Source organism: Terriglobia bacterium (genome assembly GCA_020072645.1).
Lineage (GTDB): Bacteria > Acidobacteriota > Terriglobia > Terriglobales > Acidobacteriaceae > Angelobacter.
The window spans coordinates 14,898-31,793 of the sequence record JAIQGK010000002.1; the positions used below are offsets into that span (position 1 = coordinate 14,898).

Consider the following 16,896-nt stretch of genomic DNA (forward strand, 5'->3'; position numbering starts at 1 on the left):
TGGCAGTTTCACTGAAGTCGTGTAGCCAGGCCCGAGGTGCAGCAGAGTGACTGCGCTTTCCTCAATAGGCACAGTTGTAACGCTCGGGATAACTTTGCTGTCCTGCGTTTGAGCTATGCCAATGCTGGCAATCAACCAGACAATCAGAATCAAGTGCACTCTCATCGTGTTCTCCCAGGAGTGCGTTGAACATTCACACTCCGTAAGTTTCTCTCGCGCTCAACCCGCTGGCGAATGCTCGCCACATAAGCAACAACGTCAGGGTTCGCATACTGAAGCCCACGGATCTCAATTACGTGTTCGCCCGCATAATATGCGGCTGCGACCAGTCTCAGGTCTCCGTGGAACTTTGTCATCAGCCGCGCCAGGTGGCGAACCCCGCCGGAGACGTTTTGCTTCAAGTCACAACGATCCTGCACGTTCAGCTTTCTGGCGGTATCCGGCATGAGCTGCATCAGGCCAGCAGCTCCTTTTCTGGAAATGGCGCACCTGTGCCAATCTGACTCTTGCTCGACCAATGCACGGACAAATTCAACCGGAACACCATAGTGCTGGGCGTAGGCAGCAACGTAGTACTCTGCTTCTTGCCTGGATGCGTTGCGCGTTGCAGCCCAACACGGCAAAGCGAAAAGCAGAGTCAGCAGTAGCCAGGCCGTTTTCATTACTCGACCGCCTCCGCGCTGTATTGTTGGGCGTCATAAACCAAACTGGCCCATCCATCCCGCAACAAGAGCTTTCGTCTGTCGGCCTCCGTTTTGGCGAGAAGCGGCAAAAGAATGTCTCGCATTTCGGGAGTAATCCGTTGCTCATTGAGGACTTCGAGGGCCTGCGCCAGATCGAGCATTTCGGAGATTGACGGGGGCTTCTCCAGGCTCCAGCCGCGCAATGCCTTTGCCAGGCCCGCCATACCGCGGTGGAACTCAGCGCTTTGGTTCGGCGTTCTTAGCTGCAGAATCTTCGCTTCTCTCTGTGGAGTCGGGTGGTCAATCCGCAAATAGAAGCTTCTTCTCCGGAGAGGATCGCCGATCCTACGTTCCTCGTTGGAGGTCAATACGACGAAGGGGATGCTCTCCGCTTTGATCAGGCCGAGCTTCGGTATGCTCAACTGCCAGACTGAAAGCAGCTCTAACAGCATTGCCTCAAAAGATTGGGAAACCTTATCCAGCTCATCTATCAATAACACGCAGCGTCTGGAGTGGCCAAGAGCACGCAGAAGAGGTCCAGCACTGAAGAATTTTTCGCCATGTAATTCCTGCGTGAGGGCCTCCCATTCAACCGATCCCGATCTCGACCTCAACTCAACTGCAAGACGTTGCAAAGGTTCGTCGAACTTGCCGATGGCTTTTTCCTCGTTGATGCCTTCATAGCACTGCAGACGTTCGATTTCAGCACCGGTAGCTTCTGCAACTGCGTACGCCAGCTGCGTTTTACCGCTCCCCGGCGGTCCCTCTTTCAAAATCGGCTTATTCAGGCGGGCAGCCAAATACACAATCGTGGCGGTTATCTCATCGGTGATGTATCCAACCGATGCGAGGGCTTCCAATGTTTGCCGGGGTGAGGAAAACACCTAGTCCTTCTCCTTGTCGTGCAGCAAGTGGCTGTTGACAGGGAGAACCTATGTCCACCTGCGATTTCGGTCAAATTTCCTCTCTTGCAAGGGAATTTTGCTCGAAATCCGCTTCTCGGGTACAAAAGCCCAAGATGGAGAATCAGTTGTCATGAAACTTGCTAAGAAGCCAGTCCACTCAACTGTAGAAGCCAGTAATAAAACAAACACGTCTAGTGGGGTTTGCGCGGAAAGGCACTATTCCGTTCTCGAATTGGCTGAGCTCTGGAACTTAAGCGAGAACACAATACGTCGAATGTTCGAAAACGAGCCCGGGGTTTTGAAATGGGGTAGTCGCGAGGGGCGATTCAAACGACGCTACACCACACTGCGCATTCCCGAGACAGTTGCCCTTCGCGTCCACCAGCAGCTTCAAGCCGCGGGTTAGGCAATTACATGACCCGTTGCTGACGCACCTGAGGCTGTCGGCTTCGAGGCCATGCCAATCGCACACTGGATTCAAGCTGCTGCTGCCTGGCCTTTACGAACGGTGCGTAATGCTTCTCGGTCACCTTGATACTGCCGTGTCCTAGAAGTAGCGATACCTGGTCGAGCGGGACGCCAGCAAGCAACAACTCCACGGCAAATGTGTCGCGGAACATATGCGGATGGCAACGCTTTGGTTGATCATCCTCCGTCTTCAGGTTCGCCGTCTTGAAAAGGCGGCGCAGTGATCGCTGCCATCCTTTCTTGGCCGTGTGAGGATCTCCGTTCCCGCTCCAAAAGAAATAGCGGGCGTTAGAGTTGGGAAGCTCATGTAGCAACGTTGAGACATTAAGTGGAAGAGGCACAAAGACGGGAACCTTCGTCTTGTGACGATACAGCAGCAGCCGATGTCGCTGGAGCCGTTGACGTTCCAAAGTGACTGCATCGAGAATTGACAGCCCCGACCACCGCATCAGGAGAATCAGTGCCCGTAGGCGCAGCCCCCGATGTTCAAAGTCTCGCCCGCCTTTCCAATCGCCGTAGGCATACGTACCATCGATGATTTCCTTGAATTCAGCTGGTGTGAAGTAGTCGGTAGGAACAAGGTTCGCATGAACCCCTTTCATCTTCTTAGAGGGGTTCCTTGTCAACCATTCGTTCTCGATGCAAAAAGCGAAAACCCGTTAAGCCTGTGATGCTTGCGCTGCGTGGTCAAAGCACCATTTTTCCAAGAGGCGTGGAATTCCCGGAGTCTAGCCGTAGTCAATTGATCGAGGAACGCGAGCGACTCGCTCTTAGCCCAAGTCAGCAATTGCTGTTCGAATAGAGTCTTGCTCTGGCAGGTTGTCGTCTTGGCAAGCTGGCGTGCCTCTTCGTCCTGCAAAAATGCTTTCACTGCGTCCTTGATCGTAATTCTGAGCCCGCCTCCGGGGGAGACTGACGGAGCGGGTCGGCATTGACTTCCATTAGACGGGCCTTGCGCTCCGCAGTTTCCCAACTGCGCGTCTTGGCGGACGTGCGAAGGAATTCACCAGTGGGCAGCATCCCGTTGATCCACTTCGGACAACGACATCGGCGATAGCTGCAATTGGTCTGCCTGCAAGGCGGATAATGACGGGTATAAACGCGAAGCACGCTGCCTCCTGACACGGCTCGCAGGTCGAGTCAGCCGAGGCGACTGTACGATTATTGTACGATTCGCGCAAACCACCTATAACTTGTTTGTTTTCAGTAGATTAGAATGGTGGAGCTAGTCGGGATCGGAACAGCTCACTGTATTGATAACACGTAAGTTGTTGATTCTTAGTATGGCCAAAAGAACCAAAAAGGCCAGAAAGCCGATTCGGTTGTACAAAATTTGTACAAATTCTTTTGTCATTTCAGTAACCAACACTCGCACACAGTATACCACGATAGTGAATAAATAGCGAAATAATTTTAGAAAATTCCGCCGGGAGAGTGCGAGAGGCGCGGCGTTGCGCCTCTCGCAATTTTTTTTTAGCACAATGAAAAAAGCCGCGCGGCTGCTGCCGCGCGGCGCTTTAGCTGGAAGCCAAGGTCTAAGCCTTCCAGTTGGGAAAGGGATTGCGGGTGGAGTTGCGGAATGCGGTGATGAGGTCGCGGATGGATGACCGGCGCTGATAAAGAGTTTCGATTAGGCGGGACAGGTCATCCGCTGAGCCGTAACGGGACCACCACTCCTCCGGCATCCCATCAGTGAGCGCCCAAAGCTCTGCCGTGTCCATCTCTTCGGCGCGGGTGAGGACAGGTTCAAAGGACTGCCAGCCTGTTACGTGCTGATAGACAAAATTGCGGGCATAGACACCCCTGAGTGGAGAATCAGGAAAGTTCCACTCCGAACAGTTAAAGCAATAGCCCTGGTCAATAAACGCCGCCGTGTACTTCCGGGCCGTGGCTGGTTTGGTGAATACCACTTGGCGCCCATCGGCATTACCGGCCCATTTGTCCAGCACCAGCACACGGGCGAAGTCCTGCAGATTGCGGATTCTCTCCATCAGAGACTCGGGCAGATAGTCAAATACCATGTCCCTTTCAGGATCGGCCACGTAGCGCGAACCGAGTTGTAAGCCACTGCTGCACGGAATCGCCAGTCCAGCCATGTCAAAGCGCAGCTCCGGGGTATTGCTTACCAGCCATTCGGACACTTCGATAAGCGCGACTTCAGGCATGGGCAGACCGAGATATGAACCGAGTCTGCTGGCAAGAAATTCATTCGCCAATATTCTGGTGTGCTGCGGGTTTCCCTGAAACTTAGTGATGTAGAAATGGCCATCGGAAGCGCGCATGAGCTGAGACTGTGAACCGCCGCGCATCCGGCGAATCTGCTGCACTGCGGAAAGAGCTGTAACGGTGTTCATTGCTGCACCGCCATTCCGTTCTGTGTATCCTCGGGGATGAGTGCCCCAAGGATGACAGCAGACGTGCGCTGCACTACTTCCAAGCTCTCCGCCAACAGGTTCTTATTGCCGCGATAGAGCTGGATGTTTTCGGCTGGCTCGGTTTCCAGACTGAGAGCATTACAAACCACAAAAGCAACCGTCTTTGCCTCCCTGAGCAGGACATCGCGGGTTACAAAGCTGCGACGCTTTGTCTCATACAACATCTGTAAGGCCAGTTCCCGAACCAGCACGGAAAGAGTCTCTTTCGCTTCCATGTCAGGCATGAGGCGAATCTGACCGTAATACGAAGTTCCTCGCGCTGGCGCGATCTTGTCCGAATACTCAATCTGAAATTCCTGATTGGCGGCAAACTCGGTCAGCTTGGTCAACACTTCCGAGAGGTCAAGATTAGAGAAAAGATCACTTGCTGCTATGGGCTCGCCTTCGGTCTGCGATACATCCCAAACGCGCACCTGACGGAAGCCAAGCAATTCATGTTGTGGCTCTGAGCTTTCACTGCTGTTTCCGTCTGCATTGGCTGGCTGCTTGGGTTCTGAAAGGATGGGAGCAAAAATCAGAATGCCCTTCTCGCCCTGCTTGATTCTGCGGCCTAACTCATTCCAACCGCGCCACCCCGCAACTTGAGTTGCTGTGGGTCGCTGAGTTGAGATCAAAAGGACATTGCCAAAGCTGTAAGTGTGAAAACGTGCCATCGCGTTGAGGCATTCGGACAGCACCTCGGGATGACCTGACTCGATGTCACTGGCTAAAAGTTCAACACCCGCCCAAACTGCCTGACGAACGCTTCTGATTTTGTCTTTGCTATTAACTAACATTTGAAAACCCCTGTCTGCCGGGTCGGCGTGATTTGTCTTTCACTTCAGGCGGCAGCCAGACAAATCCAACGACCCGGAAGACGGGGACGAACGTAGCGCAGTGAGGAGTGGCAGGGCGCGAGCGTCGGCGCGGTGAGTGCGAAACGCGGACAAGTTTTTATTTTGGGCTTTAGCGGAAGCTAGTCGCGTTTGGCGCGAAACCGGCGCTTAGATCGAGGGACCGTCCGAGCCGCGGCCAAGCGGCGTACGCCCGAACAGAGCGGAGTGGGAAAGACGCGTAGACAGCCGCTTTGGTTTTTGTGTGGGGTGGAAGGCAGCAGAGGGTCCACGAGAATCGTACCGGCTGTGACGAAGTAATCAGCCAAACGGGAACAGGGTTTTCATCGCAACAGACTTCTGATGATGAAGCTGTTCCCTTTCTTCCAGCCGAGCAGGTCTACCAATTCGATCTCCATCCTGGGGGTGATCTGTATGCCAAGCGATGTGCCGTCCTGAAACCGGATATCAATTTCCAGGTAATCGTCGCTGTCCATGTGGATGCTGTCTATGACTTTCCCTCTGACGGCACGAATCACCTTGAATCTGCGTGTAGCCAAGAGTCCTCCCACTGTTGAAATCAACGGTCAATGCGATATAGAGCTCGGTAATAGTTGGATTTGGGTTGTTTGACCGGCATCTTGATTCCTCCCAGTCCTACCAACTCATCTGCTGCTGCTAAGCAGCCGGCCTCCTTTCGGGTTTGCGGCTGTCGGATTGGGCTGGGGACGGCGGGATAGTCCTCTTTCTCCCTCATGATCCACAAAATGATGTCCAACAGCACGCCTAAAAGAGAGTTGAAAAGCTTGGATTTCATAGTCGAAAGAATGGTCTCATAAATGAGTCAAATACACAATAACTTATGTAAATGACTCTATTATTTGAGCTTATCAAAGGGTCGTGGTAGCGTCCATCCGTGATCATAATCAACGGAGGTCAGATTAGGGCTGCCCGCGCCCTCCTGGGTTGGTCCCAGAGAGAGCTGTCGAAAAAATCGAAGGTGGCCTTCGGCACTATCCAGCGTATGGAGAGCTTTGATGGGCCCATCGGGTCTAGGACGGAGACACTTGCCAAGGTCGTTGCTGTTTTTGAGAAGGCGGGAATCGAATTTCTTAACAGTGAAAGCCCGGGCCTAAGATTGCGCAAGAAACGGTGAGTCTACGTATCCAAGATCCCTGGTTCGAGACGAGGGGTTTGGGGGGGCAAATCCTGTCTCCCCGACCATTATTTTCAAAGCCTTACATGTAATTTGGTATTCCATTCTCACTGGTGTAGGGCGAATTTGTGGCTGCGAAAGCCTCAAAGATCACAAGGCGGATTTTTAAGCCGAGGCTCTAATGGGCAGCGTCGAGAATCCCCCTCGCCGATAAATTTATTTGTTCCCCCTTTGGAAACACGCTCTCCGGTCTTCAAAACCGGCGAGAGTTAGTTTTGCTGCTCTGGTGAGTTCGACTCTCACTCCTCCGCTACTTTTGTTTTCAATGATTTGCGGAAGGAATCTCGGTTTATTTCAGCTCAACGAAAACTGGCAAATTCGCTCGGGCTGTGAGCCGAGCCCCAGCTGAGGAGCCCATCTTTTTAGGCCGGTAGCGATCTATCAAGATGCGGAAAAAGAATGGTGAGTCTGGTTCTAGCTACCACTGAATCGATTCTGATTTTTGGCAATGTAAAGTACAATATCCGAAATCAAGAATGAGCAAGCGAAGCCTGCCACCGGCAAAAGTATTACCTCCTCAACTGGTTACAGCCCTTGATGAGTCTAGATTAGTGATCCTCCTGGGGGCTGGTGTCTCACAAGCCGCGGGGCTCCCGTCCTCAGTTCAGCTTCGAGATGTCCTCAAAGCAGAACTGCTGGATGCATTCAAGAAGGATTCTAAGTACTTGCACCGGTTGGATGAAGTGTCCCAAGAAGAGCGGCTACAGATAATTGCTCAGGCCCATAAAGAATACTTTGGCAATCAAAGGCCTTACAATCTCATTTGCCAGCAGTTGTCGCAAGCTGAAGAGTCAGCCAAGGCTGAGTTCTTAAGGGCTTTCAGGAATCTCCCCACGATCAGGGATATTCTGACCACCAACTATGATTGTTTGTTGGAAACAACTCTTGGACAAAGCAACTGTCAGCTCATTTATAGGAATTCGGACCTCCGTCAGCCTCTCAGCCCAAAATTGAACCTCTATAAGCTTCACGGTACGCGAACTGATCCAAATTCTTTAGTGCTCACGGAAGAAGACTATCGCGAATATCAGCAGGAGCACGAAGCCTTAATCGATGCGGTTAAAACGCTACTTCGCAAGAAAGATCTGGTAGTTATTGGATTTTCAATGGAGGACTCTGATTTCGGCGAGATTTATGCCAGGGCAATAAAGGACGTGGAAGACCCGCAAAACTTCTTCATATCACCTACGGCATCGCTGATGCAGGAACTGCATTGGGCTCGCAAGGGCTTTCAACACGTTCCCTTAACTGCACAGGACTTTCTCGCGTTACTAGAGAAAGAATATGACGAACGTCATTACAATGAACGAGCAGCCGCTTTCCCAGAGCCTCCACAAAATGTAGCACCGCCTGCCCCTACCGAGCCCCTCACCAACCCTTTCATTCTTTTTGACACTGAAGCTCTAATTGAGGAACGGCCAAGGTTCTTGTTCGAAACCTTTGTCAAGCCGGTAGATTTTCCAGTGCTCCTGGAGCACCAACATACGATCATTGAGGGCCATCGGGGCTCCGGAAAATCTACCATCTTATGGCGGTTGAGCCTGAAGGCGCGGGCCTTCGGTCCTGCTGATCTGCCGGATCTGCCGATGTGGGGTTTCTACATAAAAATGGTGCCAGGGTTGTTCACTTCATTCCGCAAAAGAGCGACCGATTCTAAGGAAGAGTGGATCAGGCATTTCACACATTACTTGAATCTAATTCTGTTTGTCGGAATTCTCCAAAATCTTGAGGAAGCTATTAAGGATGGTGTCTTTATGTCTGGCCCCGAAGCCAACGATGTTATTCAAAATGTCGGACGGCGATTGCTCCGTTTGTCGGGGACAGAACAGTTGGAGAGCTTACGTGATTTGCGAAGAGCGGTTGAAGAGGCGATTGACACGACCGTGAATGACAGGGATAGTCTTACATTTTACACTGGGCCAACTTTTTTGAGCCGGGCGTTGGAGCGGCTGTGTGAAGCCTACGTGCTACTTGAGGAAAAGTCTTGGCATGTCTTATTGGACGAATACGACAATGTATATCCGGAACAACAGGCCATAGTGAATGTGATTCTTCGTGAGCGTCACCCGAAACTGAGATATAAAATCGCGGTTAAAACGCTGCATATGAATCTTAGAGACATTGACGACAAGACGCTGGATCCAACGGATGATTTCGGCTACGTCTCATGCGACAGCTTTATTTGGGATAAAAAACAGAAAGCGAAATATGAAAAGTTTCTTGAAGAGATTTCTAATCAACGGCTTCGCCGGTCTGGTTACCCAGACACATCCGTGACGCGTTTGTTGCCGGAGGACGACGAAGACTCAGAAAAATCATATGCAGGTTTCCGGAATTACTGTTTGCTATCTAGTGGTCTAACGCGCCAGTTTCTTGAATTGTGCAAGGATGCGGTATATGAAGCATTTCCCGAATCTGCGTTCCGGCATGTTGATTTAACTCCGATCCCTCCTCGAGTCCAACGTCACGTAGCAAGAGTTCATTCGGCAATCTTATTTAAAAGTTTCCGGAGCTGCCGTTACCCTCAGAGGGTGCTCAGGTTATTTACTGCGCTAGGGCCTTTATTCTGGGCCATATCGAAGACAACGGAGAACCAGTCAGAATATCGAACGCCGCTCTCTTTTGAGATAACTGAGTTAGACAAATTGAGTGAGGAAACACAGGAGATTTTAGAAGATGCTATCAAGGCCCGCTTGCTACAGTTTCCAGTGGTGCCCAAAAAACCCCACAATCCGCGAACCGAGGGCCCGGCACAAAAATATAGCTTTCATCGGCTTTTAGCGCCTCTGTTTGGATTGTCGCTGAACGAGCGATACACCGTCTCGGTCCGGGCACAACAGATGAATCGAATTTGGACGTCTCCAGACCAAGTTCGGGAGGAACTGATGCAAGGATACAGGGCGAAAGGCATCGATGAATACTTGGAAGCCCTGTCGCCCAGACTGTTCACTCATGAGAGCCAATGATATTCGGTCATAGCCGCCCTGCTTTAAAACGCTTTGAGTTGCTCCTGTTTGCGAGCCCCGAGAAGCGGTGTCTCCATGTACTGGAGCAATTGGACGAGAAGCGCCTTCCCAAACGTGCTTGGATCGTCGAGTTTAAAGACTATGAGGAACCGCAACCTCGCGATGCTGCGCGGGAAGATATCCGAGCACAGCGAGCTTACGCGCGGAATCGGAAGGCGATTCACAGTTGGCTGAAGAAACGTTCCATAGAAGAGAAGAGCATACCGTGTCATCTCGGTCTCCTTGTTCCTTTTGACGATAGTCTCGGTCCCATTAGTCCATTCGAGCTGCCTCTCGTGGTGGACATTTCCTGCGCACCCAGAGGACGTCTTCTCGCGCTGTTAGAGTATTTGAGCCGCTGCCAAAAGTTATTCAATTTGCGCGTTTATCTGACATACACATTGGTGCGCAGACAGGTGACGGAAGAGGAGGGTTATTCTTATGGAATTCAGGATATCGCCGTGATTCCTGGCTTCAATGGAGAGATTAGATTGCGGCGTGATCTTTTGGTTCTAGTGTTAGGGTTTGAGGGAAATCGAGCGTTCTCGCTCTACAGAAGGCTAGCACCAAACAAAACTTTCCTGCTCTTGGGGGACAGTGGTGATGAAGAACGAGATTTTTATATAAAACATGCCCGAGAGAATAACAGTGGCTTGTTGCGAATTCATGGTGTGGAGGCGCGGTTCATTCCGAGTCGTGATCCTCTGGCCTTTGCGACAGGTTTTTCGAAATTCCTGACGGAGAAGATCGAGCCCATTAAACAGCACTATAACGTCTATGTTTCATGTCTCGGAACAAAACTTCAGACCCTCGGTATGTATTGGGCATTGAGACAACACGGTTATATACAGGCGATTGATAGCATTCCTTCTGGCCGGAGGATTGCAACTTTCGGGAGGCGCGGGACACTGTTTATCGATTTGGGGTCCACAGGTCTCCTTGATCAACCCTCAGAACTGACGATTTCATCATGATCCCATTTTTCGTTGTTGACCGTCCGATGTCGCTTAACATCTTGAAGACGAGTTTCATTAGCCGGCCTGATCTTACATTTGGCCTCATGACGCATGCTTGGGTTTCAAAGAATTTTCTGCGTCTTTTCGCGAATTTTCCATGTGACCCCACACAGTGTTGGTTAAAAGGTCAACATGGCTGCCCAAGCTCTTTCGATGGTGAAGGCACTTGTCGGGTTGGGCCCTCGATGCGTTCCCGCATTGTGCGAATGTGCGACTCAGGCATTTTTGAGAGATCAATAAGAAATCTACCATACGATGATTTGTTTGCCATTTATGAGCAGGCGCGTGCTGACTATGGTGTCATGAAGGACGTTTTATGGGATTCGAAACAAACTCTTGCATCTGCTCGCCACGCGTTAAGGCAGTACCGGAAGAGGCCAAGGGCGTTTAAGTTGGTATTGGTTGCCCAAGGAAAGAGTGTGGACGAGTATCTGTCATGCTTTTCAGAGCTTGTGCGTATGGGTGCAGAATACATAGCCGTGGGAGGTCTTCTTCGAAAGAGAGAGGCGTCCGTGCGTTATATGTACGTAAGCTCGGAGCTAGCAGCTCAAGTACTTGCTGCAATAAGAAAAGAGTTTGGCACACGTTGGCTCTTTGTTCTAGGTGCTTACCATCATTCGCGACATCAGCTGTTTTCTGCTTATGATGTGTTTGGAAGCGATTATAAAGGCTGGATTTTCAACTACGAACACCGGCGCGACCATGTTGCAAAACTTCATGAGGAGGTCGTGTCCATCGAGAAAAGCACAGTTTGTAACGCTCGACTTCCCTGGCTGAGTGAACAGCGGGATCGCTTGAGCAGACGCGAAGGGCGGCAACGCCTGCTTTATATCGAAATGAAAAATGACGGCGGCAGTAATTCACTCCAAAAAGCGCAGCTTAGGCAGAAGCTCCTGCGCACTCAAGACGAATTGAGTCGCGTCGATGCAGAACTTATCGCGAGGAGACAGCATTTGGTTTCTCGTGATGGACTTCCATCAACATATAAAGACGCAGTCAAACGTCTAGCGGAATCTTTGCACCTGTCAGACCAAGAAGTGCGAGTTCGGGGCGTTCATGAATATTTGAGAAGGGAGGTTTATTCGCAATGCCTCTCCGTTCCAGAGCTTGTTGGAAAGTGAGGCATATGACCAGCGCGGCGCTCGTGGTGGGATGCGGCAAGCTAAAAGTATGGAAGGCTAAACCCTGGCTTGGTGCTGTACCGGCCAAGGATGTGTATATCGGCCCGTTGTTTCGCTTATGTCGTCGATATGCCGAAATGCACTATGCAAGTGATTGGTTTATCCTGTCAGCATTTTATGGGCTAGTGGTGCCGGAACAAGAGTTGTTGGATTACGACGTTACGTTCAATGGGCTGAACTCGTCTGTTATTGATCGAGACCGCTTATCAAAGCAGTCTGCTGCATTGCTGGATCGGTACGAAGTGATCGTCAGTTTGGCTGGCAAGGCTTACAATGAGCAGCTACGGAGGGCACTCCCTAGTTCAAAAGTCCTAGAATTACCGCTTCAGTCGAAGAGTTTATTCGAACGCATGAAGTGGCTCAAAGCGGCAACCACACCGTAAAGGGGTTAAGCCGCTGCCGCAGTCGTTGGTTCGTTGAGCTTTGTAATGCTCCACCAAATGGCGACCATAACAAGCCACGAACACGTTAACTTGAGGATGGTGGCTCCGTCTATGCTAACGGGAGCATGGCATCTGGCAATCCAACCACAAGTCGCAACGGGCAGAAAAAATGCCAAGTTTCGCATCGATTCCCATCTCAAAGCCCTCCAGTGTGCCAAGCCAGCTAGGAATTTCAAAACGAAAAACAGGGAGAGTGTTGACAAAAACCATCGCGGATGATCTGGAATGGAGATTGCGGCTAAGTACCAGCAAATCAGAATCCCAATTTCAAGAATGAGGCCAAGAAATGACAGCGATCCCGGACGTTGGAATCTTGCAATCTGAGTCTCATATAAAAAATAGTCCTCTAGGATGACCAGAATAAGAAATCCAACACTGTAGAATACGGGGTCCCATTGAAGATGATTCCCGTTTATCAATGGAAGCACAGCTGCGACGACGATCGCGTACATGAAATCGACAAATACACGACGTGTGATTGGGGGATCAGGCATTTATTCGACTCTTAGTAAGCGCTCGTTTTTGTAAGGTGGTGGGGCTCTTTAGCCCCCCGACCCAGGGACCACACTTTATAATCGATGTGAAGCATTGTCGGCGCCGGAGTGGACATCCGCTGCAACACCTGAAGAAGCTTCCACTGAACATTCTCGGTCTGAGCACGGATTTCCTGTTCTTCAATCGAGTCTTTCGGGATCAGGACTCGATCAATGATCTTACTCTGCAACTCTGGTGCGTAGCTCAGAATCCCAGCGTTATGTAATCCCCGCGGAACTGCATAATCGGCGATCGGTCCCAGATCTTCGAAGTCCGCAATTTGAGGAAGGACAGTCGATGCCGCTGCTCTTCCTTGGTACATCATTGGGAGCAGCTGGGCGCGTTTATGGAACTTGAGCACTGCATTAGTTCTCTTGTATACGCTCTCATCTCTGAAGGAGCTAAACTGGCTGGTCAACCTGTCGACTATGCCATTTCCTCCAAATGCTCTGAATCTCGCTTCGATGAAAAGGTTAGAGAACTCGCCCCCGTAATGTGTTTCCAGAACTGCACCGATTTCATTGAGTATACGAAGCCTCTCATCCGCCATTGGAATCGGAACTTTGCCAGCAAAGATTTCGTCAAACTCTTTGCGATTTAGATTGCGGAGGAAACGCCCCTTTAGGACTTCCTTGCCTCTTTCCAGTGCACGCAAAATGCAGCCCCACATTGCGAAGGCCCCCTTCCAAATGCCCCCGTTGTATTCGATTTCAAATGATTTGTACGTGCTAAAGTCAGTAAAAGCAAAGTTGATGGAGTTTCCAACCCCGAGAAAGTTGGTGAACGTTTCGTCGTCGTCCGACGGAAAAACAGGCAGCCTCCAGTTCGGCAGTTCCAGCGGTTCTTTCGAAAGCTCTTCCGAAACTACCCGAAGCCGTTTTTCGTCGATGAAGACGCAGGTAGGTGAGCTCCAAATTGGCTCGAGAGTGCTAATGAATGGGTTCATCTTAACCCACGACCTCCTTTGGGATTCTGGCGAAGCTCAGGCGGCGGTAGATTGAGGCCTAATGCCTGGAAGATGCTCTCTTCGGATTCTGAAGCAATCATCCGCCCCCCTCGGAAGAGTCCGGAACCATCGGCTTTGAGTTGCATGCCGAGATCCTTCGCTCGAGTGCAAAGAAAAATGTTGTGCTCGCGAGAACCAGTTCTTATAAGCAGCAGGGTTGCCCAAGTCTCAGGGGAAGCAACGTAGAAATCAACCGTTATATGATGGCCGCAGAGTTGGAAGCGCACTGCCTTCTCACCTCGCTGGATGAGGTCTATTTTGCCGCTCGAAGCAAGCTCATCGAGTACCCTGTCAACCTCAGAGACCTGCTCGGGATCACCAAACAATGTTCTCGGTGGAACGGTCGTGAAACGAGGAATAGCAATGATGTCAAGGTCATGAACTACTTTGCACCGCCGCCGTACCGAACCTGCGACCGCAATCCGGTCGACCGCGCCAGCAAAAAGCTCACACACTTCTGTACCGAGCCGCTCACCAATCGACAACGGGAAAGAGTGGGGCTTTGTGGTTTTCGTGTCATTCATGATGTGCTTTGTGCCGCTTTGGCGGCTTCCTCAAACCAACCAAGGTATCGGCTTCGGGTCTGCAGTCGAGAGAGACTTTGGCGGACGTTCGTCGGGCCAAGAACTACTCGCGTCAAGACCGGGCTTGTAAAAAAGTGAATTAAGTCCAAGTCGTTCCCCCGTCTCAAGGACTTGAGCAGGAATGGGATCCATATCTGCTCAGCCCAAAACACTGACCGCCTCCCTGAGTATAAGCGGGAGGTAGGCAGTTCGGGAATATCCAATCCTCGCACGACACGTTGAATTTGCCCAGAGGATATCAGTAGAAGTCCCTCTGGAGAACGTAAGCGACGGGCATGCTCTAACTGAGAATAACAATTGCCGCAAGGATCCAGATCGATCAAATCGAAGGAGCGTGCACTTAGTGAAGGCATGAGTGATAAATTGTCGCAATATGCAACCGCTAGCTTACGGGTGCGCCTGAGTGTCAGGAGAGTTTCTACCGCCTCTCTGTTCTTATCGATCGCAACAATCAGTTTGGCGTATTTGGCAAAGATACGCGTGCTGGTGCCATCTCCTGCGAATGCATCCAACACCCTTTCGGGCCGCAGCGCCTTGGCAATAATTTGATTGATGCGAAGCTTCTCTGATTCGATCGGATTCATCCGAGCGTATTGGTAAAGGCTGGTTTTGCGTGGCAGTCGTGGCATTTATCTTGTTACGAACTATAGAGTAGGGAGTATAGCGCATATATGATCAGGAAAAACTAACGCAAATTTTCATCTCATGGCATCTTTGTGGGTTCTTTACATGATGGAGGAGGCGGGAACACCCTGTATTCAGCTTTTGCACGACGGATTGGAAGCCTATCGCCGGCCATCAACGCTGCCGGTTGCCTCACGGGGAAATAACGGCCCAGCTAGAGCGCTACCGGGTTGTCATCGAATTGCAGTAGATTATTCTCAACGATGTTAAGTTGGCACCCTTTTACTGCTCATTACAGTCAAGTGCCACGAGCTTATGATCCCCTCTGTGTCTGAGATTTGGGAAGTCGATACGGCCCGGCGAAGACCCGGGCTGTTATCGTCAATAACATCCAGCAGACAAGGATGCATTTCATGTGGGCATTTGGATACGGCTCATTGATGTGGGACGGTTGGGAGAAGCAATTCGGCTTGTCTGCGACGGCCGGTTGCGGTGCTGCATGGGCATTGAAGTTGGGAAGATCGCTCCTTTCCAAGCCTTTGAATGCACAGCAATTATTACACCAAGTTGACGCACGCGAGCCATCCATTCTCTGAGGTGAAGTAGTGTGGAGTAGAAGAACGGATTTTCTCGAAACACAGCGTGGTCAGGCTTGGGCTTGGCGATATCGCCAACGCAGATGTGTTCATTTGGAAGTCGATGGATGTCTGGAAAGCAAGACCAGTTCTTCCGATGCGAGCCGGGCACAATTCCAGAAGGAAATCGCCCAGCAGATGCTAAGACAAGGAAGACATCGCGCGTTCCGCGTTCCGGTCATTCTGCAAATGGACTTCGACCCGGCACTGGACTCTCCACCTCCCGCGATCTACAGCTTGGCGAAGCATTATCTCGATCTGCTCCAGGAGCCAATGGCCAGCTCCAGACTCCAGGGGGCGCGCATTCTCCTTGCTGATGACCGTCTGGTGAAGTTATTGATTTGCAACTATCATCTCCACGGATCAGGTCGCGGCGTCCGGATCCGCGTTGCCACCTTGAACGATTTTGTCCTTAACCTTGAGCTCTACGAGCGGATTATCAACGGCAATTTTAGCGATGGATCAAGGCACTACGGCGATAAGGACAGATCAAAACGTCTCTACTCTAACCCGGATGATGCGATAGACGACTACCAGGACCATCTCGCCAAGAGAGAAACGTATTTCGCCGAAGGTCGGGGAGAAATGTGGGAGCGCTTCCACCTTATGAACAAGCGGCGTTTACAGGAAAAGTTTCTCAAAGACCATCAACCGAGTCCTGACCAGTTGGCATCGGTATTCCGTCGTTCGAGGTTCGGCAAGTCGCGGCTGCGAAAGTTCGACGAACTGCTGAATGCCGCATCCCGCAATCTGCTTATGCAAGCTCTCGTGAGCATTGACTTAGGAACGCCCGCTGCCAAGAGCGGTGAGACCAAGGTTTTCAAGAACAGCGTGCATCAGGCGCTTGCGGCGCTACGTAAAAAACGACATTACATGTTCCCGCTGCTGACAACAGCGGGAGTCACAATTATCCACGTTCCCGCGAAGAAATCCCAAGGCATCGATCTCGACAACTTGGCTCGAAAAATCATTCCGCTCGTTCACGCCGAGCTTAATCCTCCCGCCACGCTCTTGCATGCACTTACTCCACTCGAGCGGGAAGGGGCGGACGATCCGTTCTTCGAACGGGAACTGGCCGCGCTTAAACGCGTTCCCAAGGATCATGTTACGCGTTACCAGGTCTTGGAATTGCCACGGACGGCGAGAGATGCGGAAGCCGGAAGCGTGCGACTTGTGCTGCACAGTGGCACCCGAGAAGGGTCGGGGCCCTGGGATGACTGCGATAAGGTCATACGGGAGTGGGAGTCCGACTTGGGTCGCGGCTATTGAGAGAGGGGCGCGGCTCTGAACGGCTTTGAAATCTTGAGTTCCGTCACGATCCTTGAATGTTGGGGCGTTTCTCGTTCCTA

The 16,896-nt window shown here is 51.2% G+C and carries 17 protein-coding genes and 1 tRNA gene; 7 read left to right on the forward strand and 11 right to left on the reverse strand.

The window, feature by feature from the left end; all coding sequences use genetic code 11:
* Window positions 1-161: 161 nt before the first annotated feature.
* The 7 genes from LAO76_02110 to LAO76_02140 form a co-directional block, all read right to left on the reverse strand.
* Complete coding sequence (locus LAO76_02110; protein MBZ5489709.1) at window positions 162-662, reverse strand: lytic transglycosylase domain-containing protein; 501 nt, start codon at window positions 660-662, stop codon at window positions 162-164.
* Window positions 662-1,567: a MoxR family ATPase gene (locus LAO76_02115; GenBank protein MBZ5489710.1), complete on the reverse strand. Its 906-nt coding sequence runs from the start codon at window positions 1,565-1,567 to the stop codon at window positions 662-664. The genes LAO76_02110 and LAO76_02115 overlap by 1 nt, the downstream gene beginning before the upstream one ends.
* Before the next feature lie 431 nt (window positions 1,568-1,998).
* Window positions 1,999-2,658 (reverse strand): site-specific integrase, encoded by a 660-nt coding sequence (locus LAO76_02120; protein ID MBZ5489711.1) that lies wholly within the window; start codon window positions 2,656-2,658, stop codon window positions 1,999-2,001.
* Between the two features lie 933 nt (window positions 2,659-3,591).
* Window positions 3,592-4,410: a HipA domain-containing protein gene (locus LAO76_02125; GenBank protein ID MBZ5489712.1), complete on the reverse strand. Its 819-nt coding sequence runs from the start codon at window positions 4,408-4,410 to the stop codon at window positions 3,592-3,594.
* A complete protein-coding gene (locus LAO76_02130; GenBank protein MBZ5489713.1) occupies window positions 4,407-5,267 on the reverse strand; it encodes an ssDNA-binding domain-containing protein in 861 nt (286 codons plus the stop codon). Before LAO76_02130 ends, LAO76_02125 begins: the two co-directional genes overlap by 4 nt.
* A gap of 380 nt (window positions 5,268-5,647) precedes the next feature.
* A complete protein-coding gene (locus LAO76_02135; GenBank protein ID MBZ5489714.1) occupies window positions 5,648-5,863 on the reverse strand; it encodes a hypothetical protein in 216 nt (71 codons plus the stop codon).
* A 20-nt stretch (window positions 5,864-5,883) separates the two neighbouring features.
* Window positions 5,884-6,120, reverse strand: coding sequence for a hypothetical protein (locus LAO76_02140; protein MBZ5489715.1), 237 nt, complete (start codon window positions 6,118-6,120; stop codon window positions 5,884-5,886).
* Between the two features lie 102 nt (window positions 6,121-6,222).
* Here LAO76_02140 and LAO76_02145 point away from each other — a divergent pair, with 102 nt between their 5' ends.
* The 6 genes from LAO76_02145 (at window position 6,223) to LAO76_02170 (ending at window position 12,104) form a co-directional block, all read left to right on the forward strand.
* Complete coding sequence (locus tag LAO76_02145) at window positions 6,223-6,459, forward strand: helix-turn-helix transcriptional regulator (GenBank protein MBZ5489716.1); 237 nt, start codon at window positions 6,223-6,225, stop codon at window positions 6,457-6,459.
* Window positions 6,460-6,692: 233 nt separating this feature from the next.
* Window positions 6,693-6,769, forward strand: a tRNA-OTHER gene (locus tag LAO76_02150).
* Between the two features lie 226 nt (window positions 6,770-6,995).
* Window positions 6,996-9,485 carry an SIR2 family protein gene (locus LAO76_02155; protein MBZ5489717.1) on the forward strand — a complete coding sequence of 830 codons (2,490 nt, stop codon included), beginning with the start codon at window positions 6,996-6,998 and terminating at the stop codon, window positions 9,483-9,485.
* A complete protein-coding gene (locus LAO76_02160; protein MBZ5489718.1) occupies window positions 9,482-10,498 on the forward strand; it encodes a hypothetical protein in 1,017 nt (338 codons plus the stop codon). Before LAO76_02155 ends, LAO76_02160 begins: the two co-directional genes overlap by 4 nt.
* A 227-nt stretch (window positions 10,499-10,725) precedes the next feature.
* Window positions 10,726-11,661, forward strand: a complete 936-nt coding sequence (locus LAO76_02165) for a hypothetical protein (protein ID MBZ5489719.1) — start codon at window positions 10,726-10,728, stop codon at window positions 11,659-11,661.
* Window positions 11,662-11,666: 5 nt separating this feature from the next.
* Window positions 11,667-12,104, forward strand: a complete 438-nt coding sequence (locus tag LAO76_02170; protein MBZ5489720.1) for a hypothetical protein — start codon at window positions 11,667-11,669, stop codon at window positions 12,102-12,104.
* Window positions 12,105-12,109: 5 nt separating this feature from the next.
* Here the strand turns inward: LAO76_02170 and LAO76_02175 are convergent, their stop codons facing one another.
* The 4 genes from LAO76_02175 to LAO76_02190 are packed head-to-tail and all read right to left on the reverse strand — an operon-like array spanning window position 12,110 to window position 14,917.
* Window positions 12,110-12,658: a hypothetical protein gene (locus LAO76_02175; GenBank protein ID MBZ5489721.1), complete on the reverse strand. Its 549-nt coding sequence runs from the start codon at window positions 12,656-12,658 to the stop codon at window positions 12,110-12,112.
* Between the two features lie 11 nt (window positions 12,659-12,669).
* Window positions 12,670-13,644 carry a queuosine salvage family protein gene (locus LAO76_02180; protein MBZ5489722.1) on the reverse strand — a complete coding sequence of 325 codons (975 nt, stop codon included), beginning with the start codon at window positions 13,642-13,644 and terminating at the stop codon, window positions 12,670-12,672.
* Window positions 13,641-14,228: a hypothetical protein gene (locus tag LAO76_02185; GenBank protein ID MBZ5489723.1), complete on the reverse strand. Its 588-nt coding sequence runs from the start codon at window positions 14,226-14,228 to the stop codon at window positions 13,641-13,643. Before LAO76_02185 ends, LAO76_02180 begins: the two co-directional genes overlap by 4 nt.
* Window positions 14,225-14,917 carry a class I SAM-dependent methyltransferase gene (locus LAO76_02190; protein MBZ5489724.1) on the reverse strand — a complete coding sequence of 231 codons (693 nt, stop codon included), beginning with the start codon at window positions 14,915-14,917 and terminating at the stop codon, window positions 14,225-14,227. Before LAO76_02190 ends, LAO76_02185 begins: the two co-directional genes overlap by 4 nt.
* 684 nt (window positions 14,918-15,601) lie before the next feature.
* Here LAO76_02190 and LAO76_02195 point away from each other — a divergent pair.
* Window positions 15,602-16,816, forward strand: a complete 1,215-nt coding sequence (locus LAO76_02195) for a hypothetical protein (protein ID MBZ5489725.1) — start codon at window positions 15,602-15,604, stop codon at window positions 16,814-16,816.
* The last annotated feature ends 80 nt before the right edge of the window (window positions 16,817-16,896 follow it).

Coding starts and splice junctions, on each gene's coding strand:
- LAO76_02155 (MBZ5489717.1), top strand. CDS start 6,996: ATGAGCAAGCGAAGCCTGCCACCGGCAAAAGTATTACCTCCTCAACTG.
- LAO76_02130 (MBZ5489713.1), bottom strand. CDS start 5,267: ATGTTAGTTAATAGCAAAGACAAAATCAGAAGCGTTCGTCAGGCAGTT.
- LAO76_02165 (MBZ5489719.1), top strand. CDS start 10,726: ATGCGTTCCCGCATTGTGCGAATGTGCGACTCAGGCATTTTTGAGAGA.
- LAO76_02125 (MBZ5489712.1), bottom strand. CDS start 4,410: ATGAACACCGTTACAGCTCTTTCCGCAGTGCAGCAGATTCGCCGGATG.
- LAO76_02140 (MBZ5489715.1), bottom strand. CDS start 6,120: ATGAAATCCAAGCTTTTCAACTCTCTTTTAGGCGTGCTGTTGGACATC.
- LAO76_02185 (MBZ5489723.1), bottom strand. CDS start 14,228: ATGAATGACACGAAAACCACAAAGCCCCACTCTTTCCCGTTGTCGATT.
- LAO76_02175 (MBZ5489721.1), bottom strand. CDS start 12,658: ATGCCTGATCCCCCAATCACACGTCGTGTATTTGTCGATTTCATGTAC.
- LAO76_02160 (MBZ5489718.1), top strand. CDS start 9,482: ATGATATTCGGTCATAGCCGCCCTGCTTTAAAACGCTTTGAGTTGCTC.
- LAO76_02170 (MBZ5489720.1), top strand. CDS start 11,667: ATGACCAGCGCGGCGCTCGTGGTGGGATGCGGCAAGCTAAAAGTATGG.
- LAO76_02190 (MBZ5489724.1), bottom strand. CDS start 14,917: ATGCCACGACTGCCACGCAAAACCAGCCTTTACCAATACGCTCGGATG.
- LAO76_02110 (MBZ5489709.1), bottom strand. CDS start 662: ATGAAAACGGCCTGGCTACTGCTGACTCTGCTTTTCGCTTTGCCGTGT.
- LAO76_02180 (MBZ5489722.1), bottom strand. CDS start 13,644: ATGAACCCATTCATTAGCACTCTCGAGCCAATTTGGAGCTCACCTACC.
- LAO76_02120 (MBZ5489711.1), bottom strand. CDS start 2,658: ATGAAAGGGGTTCATGCGAACCTTGTTCCTACCGACTACTTCACACCA.